This window comes from Bradyrhizobium sp. WSM1417, from assembly GCF_000515415.1.
Taxonomy (GTDB): domain Bacteria; phylum Pseudomonadota; class Alphaproteobacteria; order Rhizobiales; family Xanthobacteraceae; genus Bradyrhizobium.
This window is the reverse complement of the sequence record NZ_KI911783.1, coordinates 1,617,177-1,634,002: the sequence shown is the minus strand read 5'-3', so window position 1 is coordinate 1,634,002 and position 16,826 is coordinate 1,617,177. Positions and strand designations below refer to the sequence as shown.

The following is a 16,826-nucleotide window of genomic DNA, read 5'->3' as shown; positions in this document are numbered from 1 at the left end:
AAGATAAAAGGGCAAAAACAACCCCATGCACAGTAGCTAACTCCTTGCGACGCCTGCTGAATTTATTTGACGCGTCGGGCAGATTTCGGCCGCGACGGCGGCCCGGCCGCCGCTGCCGTCAGCTGAGCTCGTCACCCGTCGCCTGCATCTCGTTGAGCATCGCTTCGGCTTTGTGCCGCAGCGGCAGCGCGCCGCTCTCGGCGGCGATCGCGATGGTCGCGCGCAGGGCGGCGAGGATGGCCGCCTTGGCCTCCGCATCCGACGGCGGCGTCACCACGGCCTCGCCGAACAGGGCCTCTGCCTCCAGCCCAGAGAACCCCTGTTGTCGCGCGGTGTTGCGCGCCTCGCGCAGCATGTTCTGCGCCGCCTGGACGTCGCCGAGACGGTGGGTGGCGAGCGCCAGGTAGATCGAGCTGCGCAGCACGGCCGAGGTATAGCCGACCGCCTTCGCCTCCTCACGCGCTTCCGTCAGCATGCCGCGCGCGCGGTCGAACAGCCCCTGCTCCAGATAGGCCATGCCGAGGTGGCAGGCGAGCACCGGCACGAACAGCCGGATGCCGTGCTTCTGCGCCAGGACAAAACCGTCCTCGAGAATGGCCGCGGCCGCCGCCGGCTCGCCGCGGCCGAGCATCAGCCAGCCGCCGCTATAGGCGGCGGCGACGCGGTCGTAGGGGCGGCCGGTCTCCTCCGCGATCGCGGCAGCCTGTTGCTGGAGCTGCTCGGCGGCATCGAACTCACCCATCACGGTGTGTGTGAAGCTCTTCATCATACAGCAGAGGAGCAAGGTGTATTTCGGGGGCGTGCCGAACGGCGCACTCGCGTCCGGGCCCATCAGATGGGCACGGGCTCGTGCGATAGTCTGCTCCGCCTCGCGATAGCGCCCGGCAAGAAAATAGGCCTGCCCGAGATTGTATTGCGCAAGGTTGCGCCAACCCGGATTGCCGGACTCTTCGGCAAGACCAACGACCTCCTCGCCAAGGGTAACGGCCTCCGCAGGTGTCCCATAGAAGTTCTGCCCACCCGCCATGACCGTCTTGGCGGCAACCCTTCTGCCGACATCATTGATCTCGCTGGCCCGTTGGTCAGCTTCCTTTCCCAGATCGACCCACTCGGCAACCCGACCGGACCAGATGAACGCCATGCGCGCCTCCATCCGGAGATCAATGGCATTCGTCTCCCTCGAACTGGTTATTGGCGTCTTGTCGAGCGAACTCATCGCTGTCCGGAAGTAGTCGACCGCGTCTGCATATGCCGAGCGCAAAAGACACTTCTGTGCGGCGATTCTCCCGTAGTTGAACGCCTTGGGCCAATCGTTGGCACGCATTGCGTGGTAACAGAGGGCGTCAGGATCATCTCTCAATATGTCGTCGTTCTCGAATGTCGCAAGAACCCGCGCATGTACGCTCTCGCGGACCTTTTCGACCATCGACTCATAGGTCACCTGGCGAACCATCTCGTGTCGAAACTCAAGCGAGTCCGCGATGTCGCTATCGATCCTGACCAGCAGCTCGGCCCGATCGAGCGCTGCAAGGCTGTCCCGCAGGGCGTCTTCGGGCAATTCCGAGACTCTCCGCACCACGGCTTCGCTCGATCGCGGCCCCAATGCGGCAGCGACCTGCAAAACCAGGCGCTCCTGCCTCGACACCCGATCGAGTCGCGCTGCAATCACGCCTTGGATACTTGTGGGAATACCTAGCTCTTCTATGGGACGCACCAGGGCCAGATCACCCCACTGGCCGCGAAGTGTGCCGTTATCCTTCAGACCACGGCAGACCTCCTCGATGAACAGCGGAACGTTGGCCGTGTGAGAGATGATCCGGTCCTTCAAGCCTGCATTTGTCACGGACGTGCCGAGCATGTCGGCCAACATGGCCAATCCGGACTCATCATCCAATGACCGCATCGCGATCACTTCTGCATGACAACGCGCGATCCATTCCGGCATTCCGTTCGGCCTGCTCGTGAGAAAAACGAACAGATTCGGCACCTTTAGCGACGCTATGGCGGCAATGACTGTGTCGCTGGCTCGATCAACCCAGTGCAGATCCTCGATGAGAAGAACGGTGCCCTTGTGACGGGCTACGCCTTCCAGGATTGCGCAGCTTGCCTCAGAAATCGCCCGCCCCCGGGCGTAGGGCTCCAATTCGCTCCAACGCGGATCGGAAATGGGCAAATCCAGCACCGCGTCGATTGCAAACTGATGGACGGCCGACAATTGCTTTCGAGGGTCTGCCAGGCGATCTGAGTCCTTGGAGACTGCCTCCAGGAGGGAAAGCACCAGCCGCTTCAGGGTGCTAAATGGCGCGCCCTGAAGATTTGGGCTGCATTCGACATCGAGCAACCGCCAGCCGTCAGCCCTGAGGCCCTGCGCAAATTCGTGCGCAAGCCGCGACTTTCCAATGCCGGCATCCCCCATCAGCAGAACAGTCTGCCCGCTAGTGGCAACCTTCTCCGCAGCGCGCCATAGCAGCGCCCGCTCCGTCGTTCGGTCGACAAACCGGGAGACGCTACGAGCGCGTCGCACCCGCCAGCTCGAAAGATCGCTCGCTCCAGTGATCCGATAGACCGGCAGAGCTTCGTTGAAACCGCGCAGAGTCTTGCGCCCAAGAAAATCAAAGCGGACATGTCCGTCCGCAAGCTTCTGGCAGGCTTCGGACACGTAGATCTGGTTCGCCTCGGCTGCCGTCTCCAGCCGCGCGGCCAGATGCTGGGCGGCGCCGCCGATCTCGTAGACCTTGGAAAATTCGCTCGCGACCATGTAGGCCACCACATGACCCGAGTGGAGGCCGACCCGGACTTGCAGTCCTGGATCGCCCAGACTGCCGACGCGCCGGACCAGCTCGATGGCCGCGTGGCAGGCCAGGGGGGCGTGGTTGTCGTCCGCGATCGGGGCGCCGAAGACGGCGGCCAAGCCGTCACCCAACTCCTTGCTGACGATGCCGCCGAACTGGCGCACCGCGCCTCTCATCGCCGCAAGTGCCGGTTCGAGGCGCGAGACCGCCGCCTCCGGCTCCAGCTCGGCAACAAGACCCGTGGAGTCGACGACGTCAGCGCGCAGAATCGTCACAAACCTTCGTTCGCTGTCGGGATCAACGCGCTGGCGGACCGCCGCCCCGCATTTGGAGCACCAGCTATCGTCCGGACCGATCCCAGACTGACACGTGAAGCAATTCATTCCTGCGCCTCAAAGGCAGCGGCCATTCTGTCGACCAGAACCGCAAGCACCTCTCGATTAGAATACCTGTCGAAAGCCTCTTAGCAATCGCGCTCGCGCCCTCACCCTTAGCGGGGCACGGGTGCGGGTTGGCGATCTGGACGAAACACAGTCCTGAGTGGTAGCGTAAGCAAATCCCAACAAAGATGGGGCACATATTCGACGGCGCGAGGATTGGCCAAGCTGACCGGCGTCGCTGGAGTTGTACGTATTTTCGCGAAGCCAAGAACATATTGAAGGAAAAGGCGATGGGCTCAAGAACTTATACCGGGGCTTCATTCAAAGATTTGATGAACGACAATTATTTCCCGCTGGAAAACATGCAGCGGAGCGTGGACATCCTCAAGGCGTCCCCGGACATCCACCTGCCGACCCTAGAATACGGGCAGTATCACCTGATCCTGACGCCGGCAGACAAATGGCCAGATGGGAGCGCGGCGTACTGGCATAAGGAAAAGGGCCGGGCTCGCGTCGACCTCAGCACCCAGCCCAACACGATCCCCTTGTCCAAAGACGAGCCGGGCGTCATTCCCCTGACGCGATGCGATCTGCTCGATGCCTGCGTGCGGAAATGCTTCAACTCCGAGCCGCCGATCCCGATGAAGACGAAGATCATCACGCACGAAGCCAGCGACGCTTTCGCGCACCGGCACGAGATCCGTCTGGAGTGGGACTACAAGAAGGGCTCGGACAAGCCGGTGCTGCTCAATCTGACGATGGTCTGCCCGCACAGATCCTGAACACCATTCTAGTCCCCGGGGAACGGATACTGCCGATACAGACGCCCCCGCCGCCTAGATGATAGGAGCCGGTCCGTTGTCGCCGCCCGCTCAATCAGCTGCGAACAAGCTGCTCGACGGACCGATCCTCCATACGTTGCTCTCACTCGCTTGGCCAAATGCAATCGCATTCTCGGCCGGAACGTTAGTTGCCATCGCTGAGACGTCCTACATCGGACAGCTTGGGGTCGAATCGCTGGCAGCTATGGCGCTGGTGTTCCCCTGCGTCATGCTGACCATGAGCATGTCCGGCGCCGCAATGGGGAGCGGCGTTTCGTCAGCGATCGCCCGCGCGCTCGGTGCAGGCGACCGCGACCGCGCTGCAACCCTCGCCACCCACGCACTTCTGATTGCCGTCTTCTTCGGCTTGGTCTTCATGCTAGGCATGTTGGCCGGCGGTCCCCCTCTCCTGGAATTGTTGGGCGGTCGCGACAACGTACTGGCGCAGGCGATTGCCTATAGCCAAGTTTACTTCGGCGGGGCAGTCCTGATCTGGCTCGTAAATATTATGGCCGGCATCCTGCGCGGCACCGGCAACATGAAACTGCCGTCGCTGATGATCGTCAATTCCGCCGTGATCCAAATCATCCTCGGCCGCACCTTGGGCCTGGGTTTTGGACCGGTACCGCAATTCGGGATGCGGGGCGTGGCAACAGGCACATTGATTGCCTGCTCGGTCAATATTGTGGTGATGGGCTGGTACCTTTTTTCCGGCCGCGATCGTATCGTGCCCAAGGTGCGCGGGTTGCGCCTGCAATCGCGGATGTTCCTGGACATCCTCAAGGTGGGCGCGGTCGCCTGCTTCTCCCCGCTGCAGTCGATGCTGACTAGTCTCATCTTCACCCATATGCTGGCAGTCTTCGGCACCGCTATCCTTGCAGCTTCCGGCATTGGCGCGCGGCTCGAATATGTCCTGGCGACGATTGCCTTTTCCGTCGGCATCGGGTCGGTGCCCATGATCGGCGTTGCGATTGGTGCAGGACGCATCGCTCGCGCCCGCCGGATCTCCTGGACGGCCGGCCTCGTCGCGCTCTTCGTGGTTGGAGCGCTCGCGGGCGCGGTCGCGACCTTCCCGGACCCCTGGATCAACCTGTTTACCGAAGACGCTGGAGCCCACGCCGCCAGCCGGCAGTTCCTTCGGACCGTCGCTCCGTTCTACGCCTTCGTCGGGCTTGCCTCGGCGATGTATTTCTCGTCGCAGGGCGCCGGCAACGTGCTCGGCCCAGTGCTGGCGCAGACGGCACGGCTGCTCTTCATCATGCTTGGCGGCTGGTATCTGATCTCGCAGGCGGCAACGGCCGAGAGCTTTTTCTCGCTCACGGCCGCTTCAATGATGTTGCTGGGTGTTCTCTCCTGCGCAGCAGTTGCGTTTACGCGCTGGGGGCCGCGCAAGACCGACGTTAAGGGGCAACTGAATCTTGCGAGCGCTGCCGACAAGTAAGCGCGCAAGGCACGCCCAAGGAAACACTATAGGTTGCTTTCGTTGACGTCACATCTCGAGGAATGATAGCGTTCACAACGCAAACTAGAGGGCACAAGCACTGACTACACTGTCGCTCGCGCGATGGAGTGTCCGCCGGCACCGGTGCCCGGCGCTATCAGGCAAGATGAGGGGTGATCCATGGGCATGGTCTACGACAATCAGGACTACAAGGATCTGATGAACGGCAATTACTATCCTCTTGAAAACATGAAGATAAGCGTTGCCAGACTCAAGGCATCGAAACAAATCGACATCGAGACCATGGAATACGGGCAGTATCAGCCGATACTGTCGCCGCTTGACACTTGGCCGAACGGCAGCGGCAAGGTGTGGTTCAAGGCACTGGGGCGTGCGCGTCTCGCGCTCGCCGCACAGCCGAACGTCACGCCGCTTTCGAATGACGAACGTGTCGTGGTGCCGCCGACGAAATGCGCGCTGCTGGATGCATCCATCCGCAAGTGCTTCAACTCCGAACCGCCGATTCCGATGAAGGCCGACATCCGGCAACACCAGAAGGACGACGCCAATTCCGATCAACACGAGATTCGTCTGGTCTGGGAGTACGGCAATGGCGAGGATCACGCGCCGACATTGCTCAATCTGACCATGGTCTGCCCCCATGCAGCCAAGCCGCGACAGGCGGATACCTCAGTCGAGGCCCGGCAGGAGCTCTCCGAAAAGTAAGGCGCGTCTGGCGGCAATACCATTTGATCTGGCGCGGGCCGGCACTTTGCCGGCCCGCCTTTTTTCGTGCGTGCTTTCGAAGGACGCTGAATCACGAGACCACGCCTCCCCACCAACAGATGCTCGGCGCGACGTCGAGCAAGGCGCGGCATGATTTCCTCGGCAGTGCCAGCGAAACGACGCTCGCCTGCCGGCGACTACGGGGACAGTGCGCTCGATAGCGGTTGTCGAAATCGCAATGGCTGCCACGTCCGAGTTCGGCGCTGTCGGCGCAACGCTCACCCACCTGAGGCAGCCGCGAGGGATTCGTCGGAGCCCGTGACACTCACGCACGGCTCCCCCAAAACAAAAATGGCCCGCGCGATGCGGGCCATTTTCGGATCGGGACCGGTAAGGTCCGAACTTGGTTGCGGGGATAGGATTTGAACCTATGACCTTCAGGTTATGAGCCTGACGAGCTACCGGGCTGCTCCACCCCGCGTTAACCGTTGCTTTGCCTTCGTGAAAGTGCCGGGGACGGTGAATGAAGGGCCGGCGCTGTTCGCGTGGCTTGCTTCGTCCGTCCCGAAGGCTTCCTTGGAAGGCAACCCCGGGCAATGCCCGTTGGGTGCGGGCGGTATGTACCAACCCGGGCTGCCTTTGGAAAGGGCTGCGGGGACGTTTTTTTCGACTTTATGACGGCGCGGTGGACGAATTTGCGGCCTGTTTGGCCCGCCCTTGCCAGAAGTTCCACAAGGGGCCAGCTTGCGGCCACAAAACCAGGCGGAAACGCCACTTCAAAGGGGAGAACGCCATGGACCACGCCTTGGAACGTCCCTTGGACGGCCCCTCGGACCGCCCCCCGCCGAGCGCCCCGCTTCGGGCCCTCGAAGACGCCTTCCATGCCATGATCGCGCGGTCGCGGGCCGAGCCGGCGCCTGGCCTTGCCGAGCGGCTCGACCGGCTGGCGCGGCTGCGCGCCGTCGTCGCCGACAACGAGGTGCGCTTCGGGCAGGCGATCTCGGCCGATTTCGGCCACCGCTGCGCGGTCGAGACCAATGTCGCCGAGACCATGATGGTGTTCTCCGAGATCCGTCATGCCACGAAACACCTCAAGAGCTGGATGGCGCCGCAGCGCGTTTCGACGGCGCTGCAATTCCTGCCCGCGCGCAACCGGCTGATGCCTCAGCCGCTCGGCGTCGTCGGCATCATCGCGCCCTGGAATTATCCGCTGCAGCTGACGCTCGCGCCCGCGATCGGTGCGCTCGCGGCCGGCAACCGTGTCATCATCAAGCCGAGCGAACACGTCGCCCATTTCTCAGCGCTGCTGAAGGAGACGGTCGCCGCGCGGTTCGACGCTGCGGAAGTGCTCGTCACCGGCATCGAGGATGAGGTCGCGAAGGCCTTCGCATCGCTGCCGTTCGATCATCTGGTGTTCACCGGCTCGACCCGGGTGGGGCGGCTGGTGGCGGAGGCCGCGGGGCGTAATCTGACGCCGGTCACGCTCGAGCTCGGCGGCAAGTCGCCTGTTATCATCGACGCCTCGGCCGACCTCGAAGAGGCCGCCGAACGCATCGCCTACGGCAAGCTGCTCAATGCCGGGCAGACCTGCATCGCGCCCGATTATGTGCTGGTGCCCGAGCGCGCGTTGCAGGCCTTCGCCGAAAAAGTGCGCGCGCAGATGCGGCGCATGTTCGGCACCGATCCCGCCAACAAGGACTACACCTCCGTGATCTCCGACCGGCATTATGCGCGGCTGGAAAATCTCGTCGCGGATGCGGCACGTCACGGCGCCAAGATCCTGCAGCCGGCGAAGGCGGACGATCCGAACTGGAAGGCGCACCGCAAATTCCCGCCGACGCTGATCGTGGGCGCGACCGAGGCGATGACGGTGATGCAGGAGGAGATTTTCGGACCGGTGCTGCCGGTGCTCGGCTATCGCGAACCGGCCGACGCCATCGCCTTCGTCAACGCCCGCGACCGGCCGCTGGCGCTGTACTGGTTCGGTAAGGACCGCATTGCGCGCGACGAGGTGCTGGCGCGCACAATCTCCGGCGGCGTCACCATCAACGACTGTCTGTTCCACTTCGCGCAAATCAACCAGCCGATGGGCGGCGTCGGCGCATCCGGCACCGGCACCTATCACGGCGAATGGGGCTTTCGCACGTTCAGCAAGCTGAAGCCGGTGTTCTATCGTTCGAAATTCAACCGCCTCGCCGACCTCTATCCGCCCTACGGCGGCAAGATCGCGCGCCTGGAGAAGATGATGCGGTTCATGTCGTAGGTTTCAACACCCGTCATTGCGAGCGCAGCGAAGCAATCCAGAATCCCTCCGCGGTGACAGTCTGGATTGCTTCGCTGCGCTCGCAATGACGAGAAGAAGAATGCAAGGGGGGAACATCAGTGACGGACACATTCGATTTCGTCGTCGTGGGCGCGGGCTCCGGCGGCTGCGCGGTGGCGGGGCGGCTGTCGGAGGATGCGGGGACATCCGTGGCGCTGCTCGATGCCGGCGGACGGAACGACAATTGGCGGATCACCACGCCGTTCGGACTCGCTTTGCCATACAAGGTCGCGAACTGGGGCTTCGATACCGTGCCGCAGAAGGGATTGAACGGCCGTATCGGCTATCAACCGCGTGGCAAGGGGCTCGGTGGCTCCTCGGCGATCAATGCCATGGTCTACATTCGCGGCAACAAATGGGACTACGACCACTGGGCCTCGCTCGGCAATGCCGGCTGGTCGTATGCGGACGTGCTGCCCTATTTCAAGCGCTCGGAGAACAACGCCGATTTCGACGGCGCGTATCATGGCAAGGGCGGCCCGCTGCATGTCAACCGGCTGCGCGCGGACAATCCGATCCACGACGTCTTCCATCAGGCCGCCCGCGAGGCGCAGTTCCGCATCCGCGAGGACTTCAATGGAGACGACCACGAAGGGCTCGGCAGCTATCAGGTGACGCAGCACAATGGCGAGCGCTGGAGCGCGGCGCGCGCCTATGTGAATCCGCACATGGGCAAGCGCGCCAATCTGCGTGTCGAGACGCAGGCGCATGCCACGCGCATCCTGTTCGAAGGCGGGCGCGCGGTCGGCATCGAATATGTCCAGGGCAAGCAGACAAAGCGGCTGCGCGCCCGCCGCGAGGTGATCCTCGCCGCCGGCGCCTTCCAGTCACCGCAATTGCTGATGCTGTCGGGCATAGGCGACGGCGAGGCGATTGCCGCGCACGGTATCGGCGTCGTGCGTCATTTGCCGGGCGTCGGACGCAATCTGCAGGATCATCCGGATTTCGTGTTCGTCTACGCCTCCGACTACCCGCACTTCGTCCACTCATCGCTCGGCCGGCTGCCATCCCTGCTCCGCGCCATCCAGCGATATCGCCGGGACCGGCGCGGACTGATGACCACCAATTTCGCCGAGTGTGGCGGCTTCCTGAAGACCCGAGCCGACCTCGATGTGCCCGACATCCAGCTGCACTTCATCATCGCGATGCTCGACGATCACGGCCGCAAGAAGCACAAGGAGGCGGGCTTCTCGTGCCATGTCTGCCTGTTGCGGCCGAAGAGCCGTGGCAGCGTCTGGCTGAAAAGCGCCGATCCGCTGGCAGCGCCGATGATCGATCCGAATTTTCTGGGCGAGGCGGAGGATCTCGAGACGATGGTCGCGGGCTTCAAGACCACGCGACGGCTGATGGAGACGCCCGCGATGCGCGCGTTGCAGAAGAAGGACATGTTCACGTCCGACGTGAGAACGGACGACGACATCCGCGCCATCCTGCGCGCGCGTGTCGACACCGTCTATCACCCCGTCGGCACCTGCAAGATGGGCACGGACGCGATGGCCGTGGTCGATCCGGCGCTGAAGGTGCACGGCATGGAAGGCCTGCGCGTCGTCGACGCCTCGATCATGCCGACGCTGATCGGGGGCAACACCAATGCACCGACCATCATGATCGGGGAGAAGGCAGCGGATATGATCCGGGGCGAGATGCGGTAGCTCTTCTCCCTCTCCCCGCTTGCGGGGAGAGGGTTGGGGTGAGGGGGAGCCTCCGCGAGGACGGAAGCAGTCGAATATGCCGAGACTCCCCCTCACCCGCATCGCATCTTCGATGCGACGCGACCTCTCCCCGCAAGCGGGGCGAGGTGAAGAAAAATCAATTCAACAAGAACCCGCCGTCCACCGTCACCACGCTGCCCGTCATGTACCGCGAGGCCTTCGAGGCCAGCAGCAGGATCGCGCCGTCGAGATCGGACTCGGCGCCGATGCGGCGTTGCGGGATGCGCTTGGTCAGGCGCTCGCCTGATGGCGTCGACCAGAACGCGTGGTTCATCTCGGTGTCGATGTAGCCGGGCGCCAGCGCGTTGACACGGATATTCTGCCCCGCAAGCTCCAGCGCCATCGCTTTGGTCGCCTGGATGATGCCGGCCTTGGAGATCGCGTAGGGCGACAACGCCTTCAGCACGCCGGTGCCGAGCACGGAGGCGATGTTGACGATGTTGCCTTCCTGCTTGCGCGCGATCATGCGGCGCGCGATCTCGGTCGCGAGGAAATAGGCGCCCTTGAGATTGGCGCCGATCACCGCGTCCCAATCGGCCTCGGTCTGCTCGGTCGCGAGCTTTTCGATCGCGATGCCGGCATTGTTGATCAGCACCGTGACCGGGCCGAGCGCGGCCTCCGCGGCATCGATCGCCCTGGCGATCGATGCGGTGTCGGTGACATCGAGTGCGACGGCGGCGGCACGGCCGCCTTTGCCGCGGATCTCGTCTTCCAGGCTCTTCAGCTTGTCGGTCTGCCGCGCCGCGAGCCCGACGGCCGCGCCATGCGCCGCCAACACCCGGGCAAATTGCCGCCCCAGCCCCTGACTTGCACCGGTGACGAGGACGGTTTCCTGACTGACGTCGAACAGGTCTGACATGACGCTTTCCTTGACGCTTTCCTGCGGGCGATCCTTCAGCTTTGCGGCCATCAATACAGACGATTTTAACGATCTGAAACCGGAATGATCGGTTCTGCGTTCACTCGTTCCATGGCAGGCTCCCACGCATGAACAGTTTCGATCTCGCCGTCTATGCGGCGTTCGCCATCGCGATCGGTTTCGGTTTCAGGACCGGCCTGCTCGGCAGCGCCATGACGATCCTGGCCTATCTCCTCGCCGCCCCCATCGCCGTCGCGCTGATGCCGCTGATCGTCCCGCAGGTCGCGAGCAATCCGAACGCGCCGCTGCTGCAGAACTGGATCTGGTTCTTCGGCATCTTCGTGGTGGTCGGCATGCTGTTTGGATATCTCGGCCGGTTGGCGCTGAGCGACACGATACGGCAGGCCGGCATCGGCGACCGGCTCGGCGGCGCAGCGCTCGGCGCCATCAGGGTCGGCCTCGTCGCCACGACGCTGGTGCTGGTGTTCGACCAGATCGTGCCGGCCAACCGCCAGCCGCCGTTCCTCGCCGGCTCGCATCTGCGGCCGCTGTTCTCGACGGCCGGCCGGATGGGCTTCAAGTCGCTGCCGCCGGAGGCGGCCTCCGCGATCGACCGCCTCAAGCAGGAGCGGCGCATCTGATGAGGCGCATTTGCATCGCCGGGCAAGCGCGCATGCATTTTGATGCGAGCCAATCCCTTATCAGCGGCGCCAAGGTTGGCTAGACTAGCGGCTTCTTAAAAACCTGCATGACATTACGGGAGTGAAACAGTGGATCTTGGGATCAAAGGTCGCCGCGCCATCGTCTGCGCATCCAGCAAAGGCCTCGGACGCGCCTGCGCCATCTCGCTGGCCGAGGCCGGCGTTCACGTCACGCTGACCGCGCGCGGCGCCGAGGCCCTGAAGAAGACGGCCGACGACATCCGCAAGGCCTATCCTGATGTGACCGTCACCGCGATCGTCGGCGACATCACGACGCCGGCGGGCCGCGAGGCGGTGCTGAAGGCCTGCCCCGAGCCCGATATCCTGATCAACAATGCCGGCGGACCTCCGCCCGGCGATTTCCGCAACTGGACCCGCGACGACTGGATCAAGGCGATCGACGCCAACATGCTGACCCCGATCGAGCTGATCAAATCGACCGTGGACGGCATGATGGCGCGCAAGTTCGGCCGCATCGTCAACATCACCTCGGCCGCGGTGAAGGCGCCGATCGACATCCTCGGTCTCTCCAACGGCGCGCGCGCCGGCCTCACCGGCTTCATCGCCGGCCTGTCGCGCAAGACCGTGATCAACAACGTCACCATCAACGGCCTGCTGCCGGGCCCGTTCGAGACCGACCGACTGCGCAGCACCGCGAAGGGGGAATCCGAGAAGCGCGGCATCACGCCGGACCAGGTTCTGGCCGAGCGCGCCAAGCTCAATCCCGCGGGCCGCTTCGGCGACCCCGACGAGTTCGGCTACGCCTGCGCCTTCCTGTGCGGCAGCAGAGCTGGCTTCATCACCGGTCAGAACCTTCTGCTCGATGGCGGTGCCTTCCCGGGAACGCTGTGAGGGCGGTCTGGTACGAGGAGACAGGACCGGCGGCGGACGTCCTCACCTATGGTGAGATGACGACGCCGGTCGCAGGCCCAGGCGAAGTTCGTGTTCGCCTGGAAGCCTCCGGCGTCAATCCGGCCGATGTCGGCCGGCGCGGGGGCAGCTATGGCGCCAAGGAATTTTCGCGCGTCATTCCGAACAGCGATGGCGCGGGGTTGATCGACCAGACCGGCGATGGCGCGACGCGGTTCAAGATCGGCGACAGGGTCTGGCTGTTCAACGGCCAGCGCAACGGCCGCGCCTTTGGCACCGCGGCCGAACATATCGCGCTCGCCGAGCATCTGGTGACGCCGCTGCCGGACAATCTCTCTTTTGCGGAAGGCGCGACGCTGGGCATTCCCGCCATGACGGCGTGGTGCTCGCTGTTCGCGGACGGACCGGTCGTCGGCAAGTCGGTGCTGGTCACCGGCGGCGCGGGTGCAGTCGGGCATTACGCCGTGCAGCTCGCGAAATGGGGCGGCGCACAGGTGATCGCGACCGTCAGCTCGGCGATGAAAGGCGAGCAGGCGCGACAAGCTGGTGCCGATCTCGTGGTCAATTACAGGGACGAAGATGTCGTTGCCAAGGTTATGGCCTTCACCGGCGGACGCGGGGTCGACCACATGGTCGATGTCGATTTCGGCGGCAACATTGCGACGACCCTGAAGTTGATGGCCATGAATTCGACCATCGCGGTCTACGCCACGAACGGCAACCGGACGCCGACCGTGCCAATGCGCGAGCTGATGGAAAAGTGCATCACGCTCCGCTCGCTCGTCTTGTTCGCGCTGCCTCCGGCGCTGCTGGCGGCGGCGCAGGCCGACATCTCGAAATGGCTGGCAGCGGGGCCGCGAATCCACAATGTCGCGGCGCAGTTTGCGCTGTCGGAGACGGCGCAGGCCCATGTCGCGGTCGAGAGAGGCGACAAGCTCGGCACCGTGGTCGTTGACTGCGCGCGCTGATATCGGCCAGGATCACCGCTGTTGCTTGGTGGGCTCGTCTTCGTCCCGCTGGCTCGGACTGGATGAATCGGCGACAGGGTTTCCGTCGGTCCAGTCGACGCCGAATTCGTCGAGCCCGTCGGCGAGCAGGTCGCCCAGCATCGGCTCACCGAGCAGATAGTGTGCCGTCTCGCGCCGGGGACTGCGATACTCGGCGCGCGCCTCCACCGCGCGTGCGCGCAAATCGTCCCAATCGTCGATCGTGCCGTCGCCGCGGCCGAGCCAGGTCAGCGCGACGAGATCGATCTGCTCGTCCTCGTTCATGGCCACGATGAAACTTCCGAGTTCGTTGACGACCGGATCGGAGCCGTCATCCTCGAGGACGTCGACCGCATCGTCATCCGTCGCATTCGAGCCGGAATCCGGATCGGAATCCGCCTGCTTGACGTCGAATTCACGCGCCTTTTCGATGATGAAGGCGACCTTCTCCGCGGAAATCGCAAGCTCTGGCATGGCTGGCCCTTTGTCTTTCCCTGGGTTCCCGCGATAACGCCGCACCGCGTCAGATGATCCATTGCGCCTGACGGCGAAACTGCGCATGTTCCCCGCCAAAGCAAGAACATGAGGATGCGCCGGATGCAGTGGAAGGTCGGCAGGGTCAACATCACCAAAGTCGTGGAATTGGAGACGGTCGGCTCGACCCGCTTCATTCTGCCCTTGGCGAGCAATGCAGAAATCCAGAAGCTGCCTTGGCTGATCCCGCATTTCGCCACCGAAGAAGGCCGGCTGAAGATGTCGATCCATTCGCTGGTGGTGGAGACGCCTTCGCGCCGCATCGTGGTCGATACCGGGCTTGGCAATGACAAGCAGGGCCGCAACGTCCCGACCTGGAACAATCGCACCACGCCGTTCCTGAAGACGATGATTGCGGCGGGCTTTCCCCCTGACAGCATCGATACCGTGCTGTGCACGCATCTTCACGTCGACCATGTCGGCTGGAACACGAAATGGGTCGACGGCCAATGGGTGCCGACCTTCCCCAACGCGCGCTATGTCTTCGGCAAGACCGAGTATGAGCATTGGCGCGACCATTCCACCGAGCCGGACAAGCACGCCGTGTTTGGCGATTCCGTGAAGCCGATCGTCGATGCCGGCCGGGCCGAGTTGATCCCGAGCGACCACCGGCTCAGCGACGAGATCAGCATGATTCCGACCCCCGGCCACAGCCCCGGGCATATGAGCATCCTGATCCGGTCGGACGGCGAGCAGGGACTGCTGACGGGCGACGTCGCCCATCATCCCTGCCAGATGGCGCATCTCGGCTGGTCCTCGACCGCGGATTCCGATCAGAGCCGATCTGCCGCGACGCGGCGCGAATTGTTCGGCCGGTTTGCCGACACCCCGACGCTGGTGATCGGCGGGCATTTTTCGGCCGGGCACATCAGGCGGGACGGGGACGCATTCAGGTTCGAAGCACTGGCCTAGGTCTCGTGCCCCGGACGAACCTCCCGAATCGAGGGGGCTGCAATGCGCTCTCTTTGAGCGGTTGAATTTCCCGTCGCCCTGTTCCATGAAGCTGTTCAACCGATCGGTCCATTCAGGGAGAAACGAGAATGAAGCTTGTTCGTTATGGCGAGAGGGGTGCGGAAAAGCCCGGCCTGATCGACAAATCCGGCCAGTTGCGGGACCTGTCGGCGCATGTGAAGGACCTGACCGGCGAGGCCTATTCGCCCGACAGCCTGAAGAAGCTGGCGGCGCTCGATCCCGCCTCGCTGCCCGCCGTCTCCGGCAAGCCGCGGTTCGGCGCCCCCGTCACCGGCATGTCGAAATTCGTCGCGATCGGCCTCAACTACAGCGACCACGCCAAGGAGACCGGCGCGGAGATCCCGAGCGAGCCGATCATTTTCATGAAGGCCAACACCTCGCTGTCCGGCCCGAACGACGCCGTCGAGAAGCCGCGCGGCTCGACCAAGCTCGACTGGGAAGTCGAGATCGCCGCGATCATCGGCACGCGTGCAAAATACGTCTCGGAAGCCGACGCGCTCAACCACGTCGCCGGTTACTGCGTCTGTAACGACGTCTCCGAGCGCGCCTTCCAGATCGAGCGCCTGGGTCAGTGGACCAAGGGCAAGTCGCACGACACGTTCGGCCCGCTCGGTCCCTGGCTCGCCACCAAGGACGAGATCAAGGACGTGCAGAACCTGCCGATGTGGCTCGACGTCAACGGCCAGCGCCGCCAGACCGGCTCGACCAAGACCATGATCTTCTCGATGGCCAAGTGCATCTCCTATGTCTCGCAGTTCATGACGCTGCTGCCCGGCGACATCATCACGACGGGCACCCCGCCCGGCGTCGGCCTCGGCATGAAGCCGCCGACCTTCCTCAATGTCGGCGACGTCATCACGCTCGGCATCGAAGGCCTCGGCGAGCAGCGCCAGGAGATCGTCGCGGCGTAAGCCGCCGACCTCATCCTGAGGAGCGCGCAACGCGCGCGTCTCGAAGGATGTGCCAAGACCACGGTCGCCCGACGTTCGCGCCGGGTGACGAGAGAGCGCCTCCCGTTGCCATCCTTCGAGACGCGCGCCAAGCGGCGCGCTCCTCAGGATGAGGACTGTGTGTCTGGATAAAGGTTATTTCCCATGAAGCTCACCTTCTCCCCCGCCTCGCCCTTTGCACGCAAGGTGCGCATCGCCGCGATCGAGCTTGGGCTGATCGACAAGATCGAGTTCACGCCGGCAGCGGTGGCACCGGGGCAGGCCAACGAGGACTATTCGCGCATCACGCCGCTGAAGAAGCTGCCGGTGCTGATCACCAATGACGGCGATGTTATTTTGGACTCGTACGTCATCGTCGAATATCTCAACGAGATGGCCGGCGGCAGCCTGATCCCCGATTACGGTCCGCGGCGCTGGAAGGCCAAGACCAATCATTCCCTGATCAACGGCATGCTCGATTCCATGCTGCTGTGCCGCTACGAGAAGATGGTGCGACCGCAGGGCCTGCAATGGCAGGCGTGGTCGGACGACCATTGGAATCGGGCCTGGACCGGCATGGCGCGCTTCGAGAATATGCCCGAAGTGCTGAACGGCCCCTTCGACATCTCGCAGATCGGCCTCGTCTGCGTGCTCGGCTATGCCGACTTCCGCTTCGCCGATTGCGGCTGGCGCAAGGCTTATCCGAAGCTCGACGCTTTCCACCAGAAGATGCTGGAGCGGCCCTCCGTGAAGATCTCGGTGCCGCCCGCGGCGTAGTAT

At 63.6% G+C, this 16,826-nt stretch carries 14 protein-coding genes and 1 tRNA gene; 11 read left to right on the top strand and 4 right to left on the bottom strand.

All coding sequences use genetic code 11. The annotated features are described in order from the left end of the window. Positions 1-118: 118 nt before the first annotated feature. Positions 119-3,175, bottom strand: a complete 3,057-nt coding sequence (locus tag BRA1417_RS0107845) for an AAA family ATPase (protein WP_027515367.1) — start codon at positions 3,173-3,175, stop codon at positions 119-121. Positions 3,176-3,462: 287 nt separating this feature from the next. Here BRA1417_RS0107845 and BRA1417_RS0107840 point away from each other — a divergent pair, with 287 nt between their 5' ends. The 3 genes from BRA1417_RS0107840 (at position 3,463) to BRA1417_RS39580 (ending at position 6,160) form a co-directional block, all read left to right on the top strand. Then, positions 3,463-3,954 carry a hypothetical protein gene (locus BRA1417_RS0107840; protein ID WP_027515366.1) on the top strand — a complete coding sequence of 164 codons (492 nt, stop codon included), beginning with the start codon at positions 3,463-3,465 and terminating at the stop codon, positions 3,952-3,954. A gap of 58 nt (positions 3,955-4,012) precedes the next feature. Then, positions 4,013-5,434: an MATE family efflux transporter gene (locus tag BRA1417_RS0107835; RefSeq protein WP_027515365.1), complete on the top strand. Its 1,422-nt coding sequence runs from the start codon at positions 4,013-4,015 to the stop codon at positions 5,432-5,434. A gap of 180 nt (positions 5,435-5,614) precedes the next feature. Further along, a complete protein-coding gene (locus tag BRA1417_RS39580; RefSeq protein ID WP_051448283.1) occupies positions 5,615-6,160 on the top strand; it encodes a hypothetical protein in 546 nt (181 codons plus the stop codon). Between the two features lie 404 nt (positions 6,161-6,564). Here the strand turns inward: BRA1417_RS39580 and BRA1417_RS0107825 are convergent. Then, positions 6,565-6,641, bottom strand: a tRNA-Met gene (locus tag BRA1417_RS0107825). Positions 6,642-6,953: 312 nt separating this feature from the next. On the opposite strand from BRA1417_RS0107825, the gene BRA1417_RS0107820 reads away from it, so the two are divergent. Both BRA1417_RS0107820 and BRA1417_RS0107815 read left to right on the top strand, forming a co-directional pair. Beyond that, on the top strand, positions 6,954-8,423 hold the full coding sequence (locus BRA1417_RS0107820) for a coniferyl aldehyde dehydrogenase (RefSeq protein WP_027515364.1): 1,470 nt from the start codon (positions 6,954-6,956) through the stop codon (positions 8,421-8,423). Positions 8,424-8,542: 119 nt separating this feature from the next. Then, complete coding sequence (locus BRA1417_RS0107815; protein WP_027515363.1) at positions 8,543-10,135, top strand: GMC family oxidoreductase; 1,593 nt, start codon at positions 8,543-8,545, stop codon at positions 10,133-10,135. A gap of 157 nt (positions 10,136-10,292) precedes the next feature. Here BRA1417_RS0107815 and BRA1417_RS0107810 read toward each other — a convergent pair whose 3' ends face one another. Further along, positions 10,293-11,054, bottom strand: a complete 762-nt coding sequence (locus BRA1417_RS0107810) for an SDR family oxidoreductase (protein ID WP_027515362.1) — start codon at positions 11,052-11,054, stop codon at positions 10,293-10,295. Positions 11,055-11,182: 128 nt separating this feature from the next. Here BRA1417_RS0107810 and BRA1417_RS0107805 point away from each other — a divergent pair, with 128 nt between their 5' ends. The 3 genes from BRA1417_RS0107805 (at position 11,183) to BRA1417_RS0107795 (ending at position 13,593) form a co-directional block, all read left to right on the top strand. Then, on the top strand, positions 11,183-11,695 hold the full coding sequence (locus BRA1417_RS0107805) for a CvpA family protein (RefSeq protein WP_027515361.1): 513 nt from the start codon (positions 11,183-11,185) through the stop codon (positions 11,693-11,695). A gap of 129 nt (positions 11,696-11,824) precedes the next feature. Then, the gene (locus BRA1417_RS0107800; RefSeq protein WP_027515360.1) at positions 11,825-12,607 is read left to right on the top strand and encodes an SDR family oxidoreductase; all 783 of its coding nucleotides are present in this window, start codon (positions 11,825-11,827) and stop codon (positions 12,605-12,607) included. After that, entirely contained in the window at positions 12,604-13,593 is a 990-nt protein-coding gene (locus BRA1417_RS0107795; protein ID WP_027515359.1) for an NADPH:quinone reductase, read from the top strand. The genes BRA1417_RS0107800 and BRA1417_RS0107795 overlap by 4 nt, the downstream gene beginning before the upstream one ends. A gap of 12 nt (positions 13,594-13,605) precedes the next feature. Here the strand turns inward: BRA1417_RS0107795 and BRA1417_RS0107790 are convergent, their stop codons facing one another. Then, positions 13,606-14,085, bottom strand: coding sequence for a DUF3775 domain-containing protein (locus BRA1417_RS0107790; protein ID WP_027515358.1), 480 nt, complete (start codon positions 14,083-14,085; stop codon positions 13,606-13,608). A gap of 123 nt (positions 14,086-14,208) precedes the next feature. Here BRA1417_RS0107790 and BRA1417_RS0107785 point away from each other — a divergent pair, with 123 nt between their 5' ends. From BRA1417_RS0107785 to BRA1417_RS0107775, 3 genes are all read left to right on the top strand, one after another. Continuing rightward, positions 14,209-15,057 carry an MBL fold metallo-hydrolase gene (locus tag BRA1417_RS0107785; RefSeq protein WP_027515357.1) on the top strand — a complete coding sequence of 283 codons (849 nt, stop codon included), beginning with the start codon at positions 14,209-14,211 and terminating at the stop codon, positions 15,055-15,057. Between the two features lie 128 nt (positions 15,058-15,185). Next, entirely contained in the window at positions 15,186-16,028 is an 843-nt protein-coding gene (locus BRA1417_RS0107780; RefSeq protein WP_027515356.1) for a fumarylacetoacetate hydrolase family protein, read from the top strand. Between the two features lie 183 nt (positions 16,029-16,211). Continuing rightward, positions 16,212-16,823 carry a glutathione S-transferase family protein gene (locus BRA1417_RS0107775; RefSeq protein ID WP_027515355.1) on the top strand — a complete coding sequence of 204 codons (612 nt, stop codon included), beginning with the start codon at positions 16,212-16,214 and terminating at the stop codon, positions 16,821-16,823. The last annotated feature ends 3 nt before the right edge of the window (positions 16,824-16,826 follow it).

Coding starts and splice junctions, on each gene's coding strand:
- BRA1417_RS39580 (WP_051448283.1), top strand. CDS start 5,615: ATGGGCATGGTCTACGACAATCAGGACTACAAGGATCTGATGAACGGC.
- BRA1417_RS0107775 (WP_027515355.1), top strand. CDS start 16,212: ATGAAGCTCACCTTCTCCCCCGCCTCGCCCTTTGCACGCAAGGTGCGC.
- BRA1417_RS0107840 (WP_027515366.1), top strand. CDS start 3,463: ATGGGCTCAAGAACTTATACCGGGGCTTCATTCAAAGATTTGATGAAC.
- BRA1417_RS0107790 (WP_027515358.1), bottom strand. CDS start 14,085: ATGCCAGAGCTTGCGATTTCCGCGGAGAAGGTCGCCTTCATCATCGAA.
- BRA1417_RS0107820 (WP_027515364.1), top strand. CDS start 6,954: ATGGACCACGCCTTGGAACGTCCCTTGGACGGCCCCTCGGACCGCCCC.
- BRA1417_RS0107805 (WP_027515361.1), top strand. CDS start 11,183: ATGAACAGTTTCGATCTCGCCGTCTATGCGGCGTTCGCCATCGCGATC.
- BRA1417_RS0107845 (WP_027515367.1), bottom strand. CDS start 3,175: ATGAATTGCTTCACGTGTCAGTCTGGGATCGGTCCGGACGATAGCTGG.
- BRA1417_RS0107780 (WP_027515356.1), top strand. CDS start 15,186: ATGAAGCTTGTTCGTTATGGCGAGAGGGGTGCGGAAAAGCCCGGCCTG.
- BRA1417_RS0107785 (WP_027515357.1), top strand. CDS start 14,209: ATGCAGTGGAAGGTCGGCAGGGTCAACATCACCAAAGTCGTGGAATTG.
- BRA1417_RS0107810 (WP_027515362.1), bottom strand. CDS start 11,054: ATGTCAGACCTGTTCGACGTCAGTCAGGAAACCGTCCTCGTCACCGGT.
- BRA1417_RS0107835 (WP_027515365.1), top strand. CDS start 4,013: ATGATAGGAGCCGGTCCGTTGTCGCCGCCCGCTCAATCAGCTGCGAAC.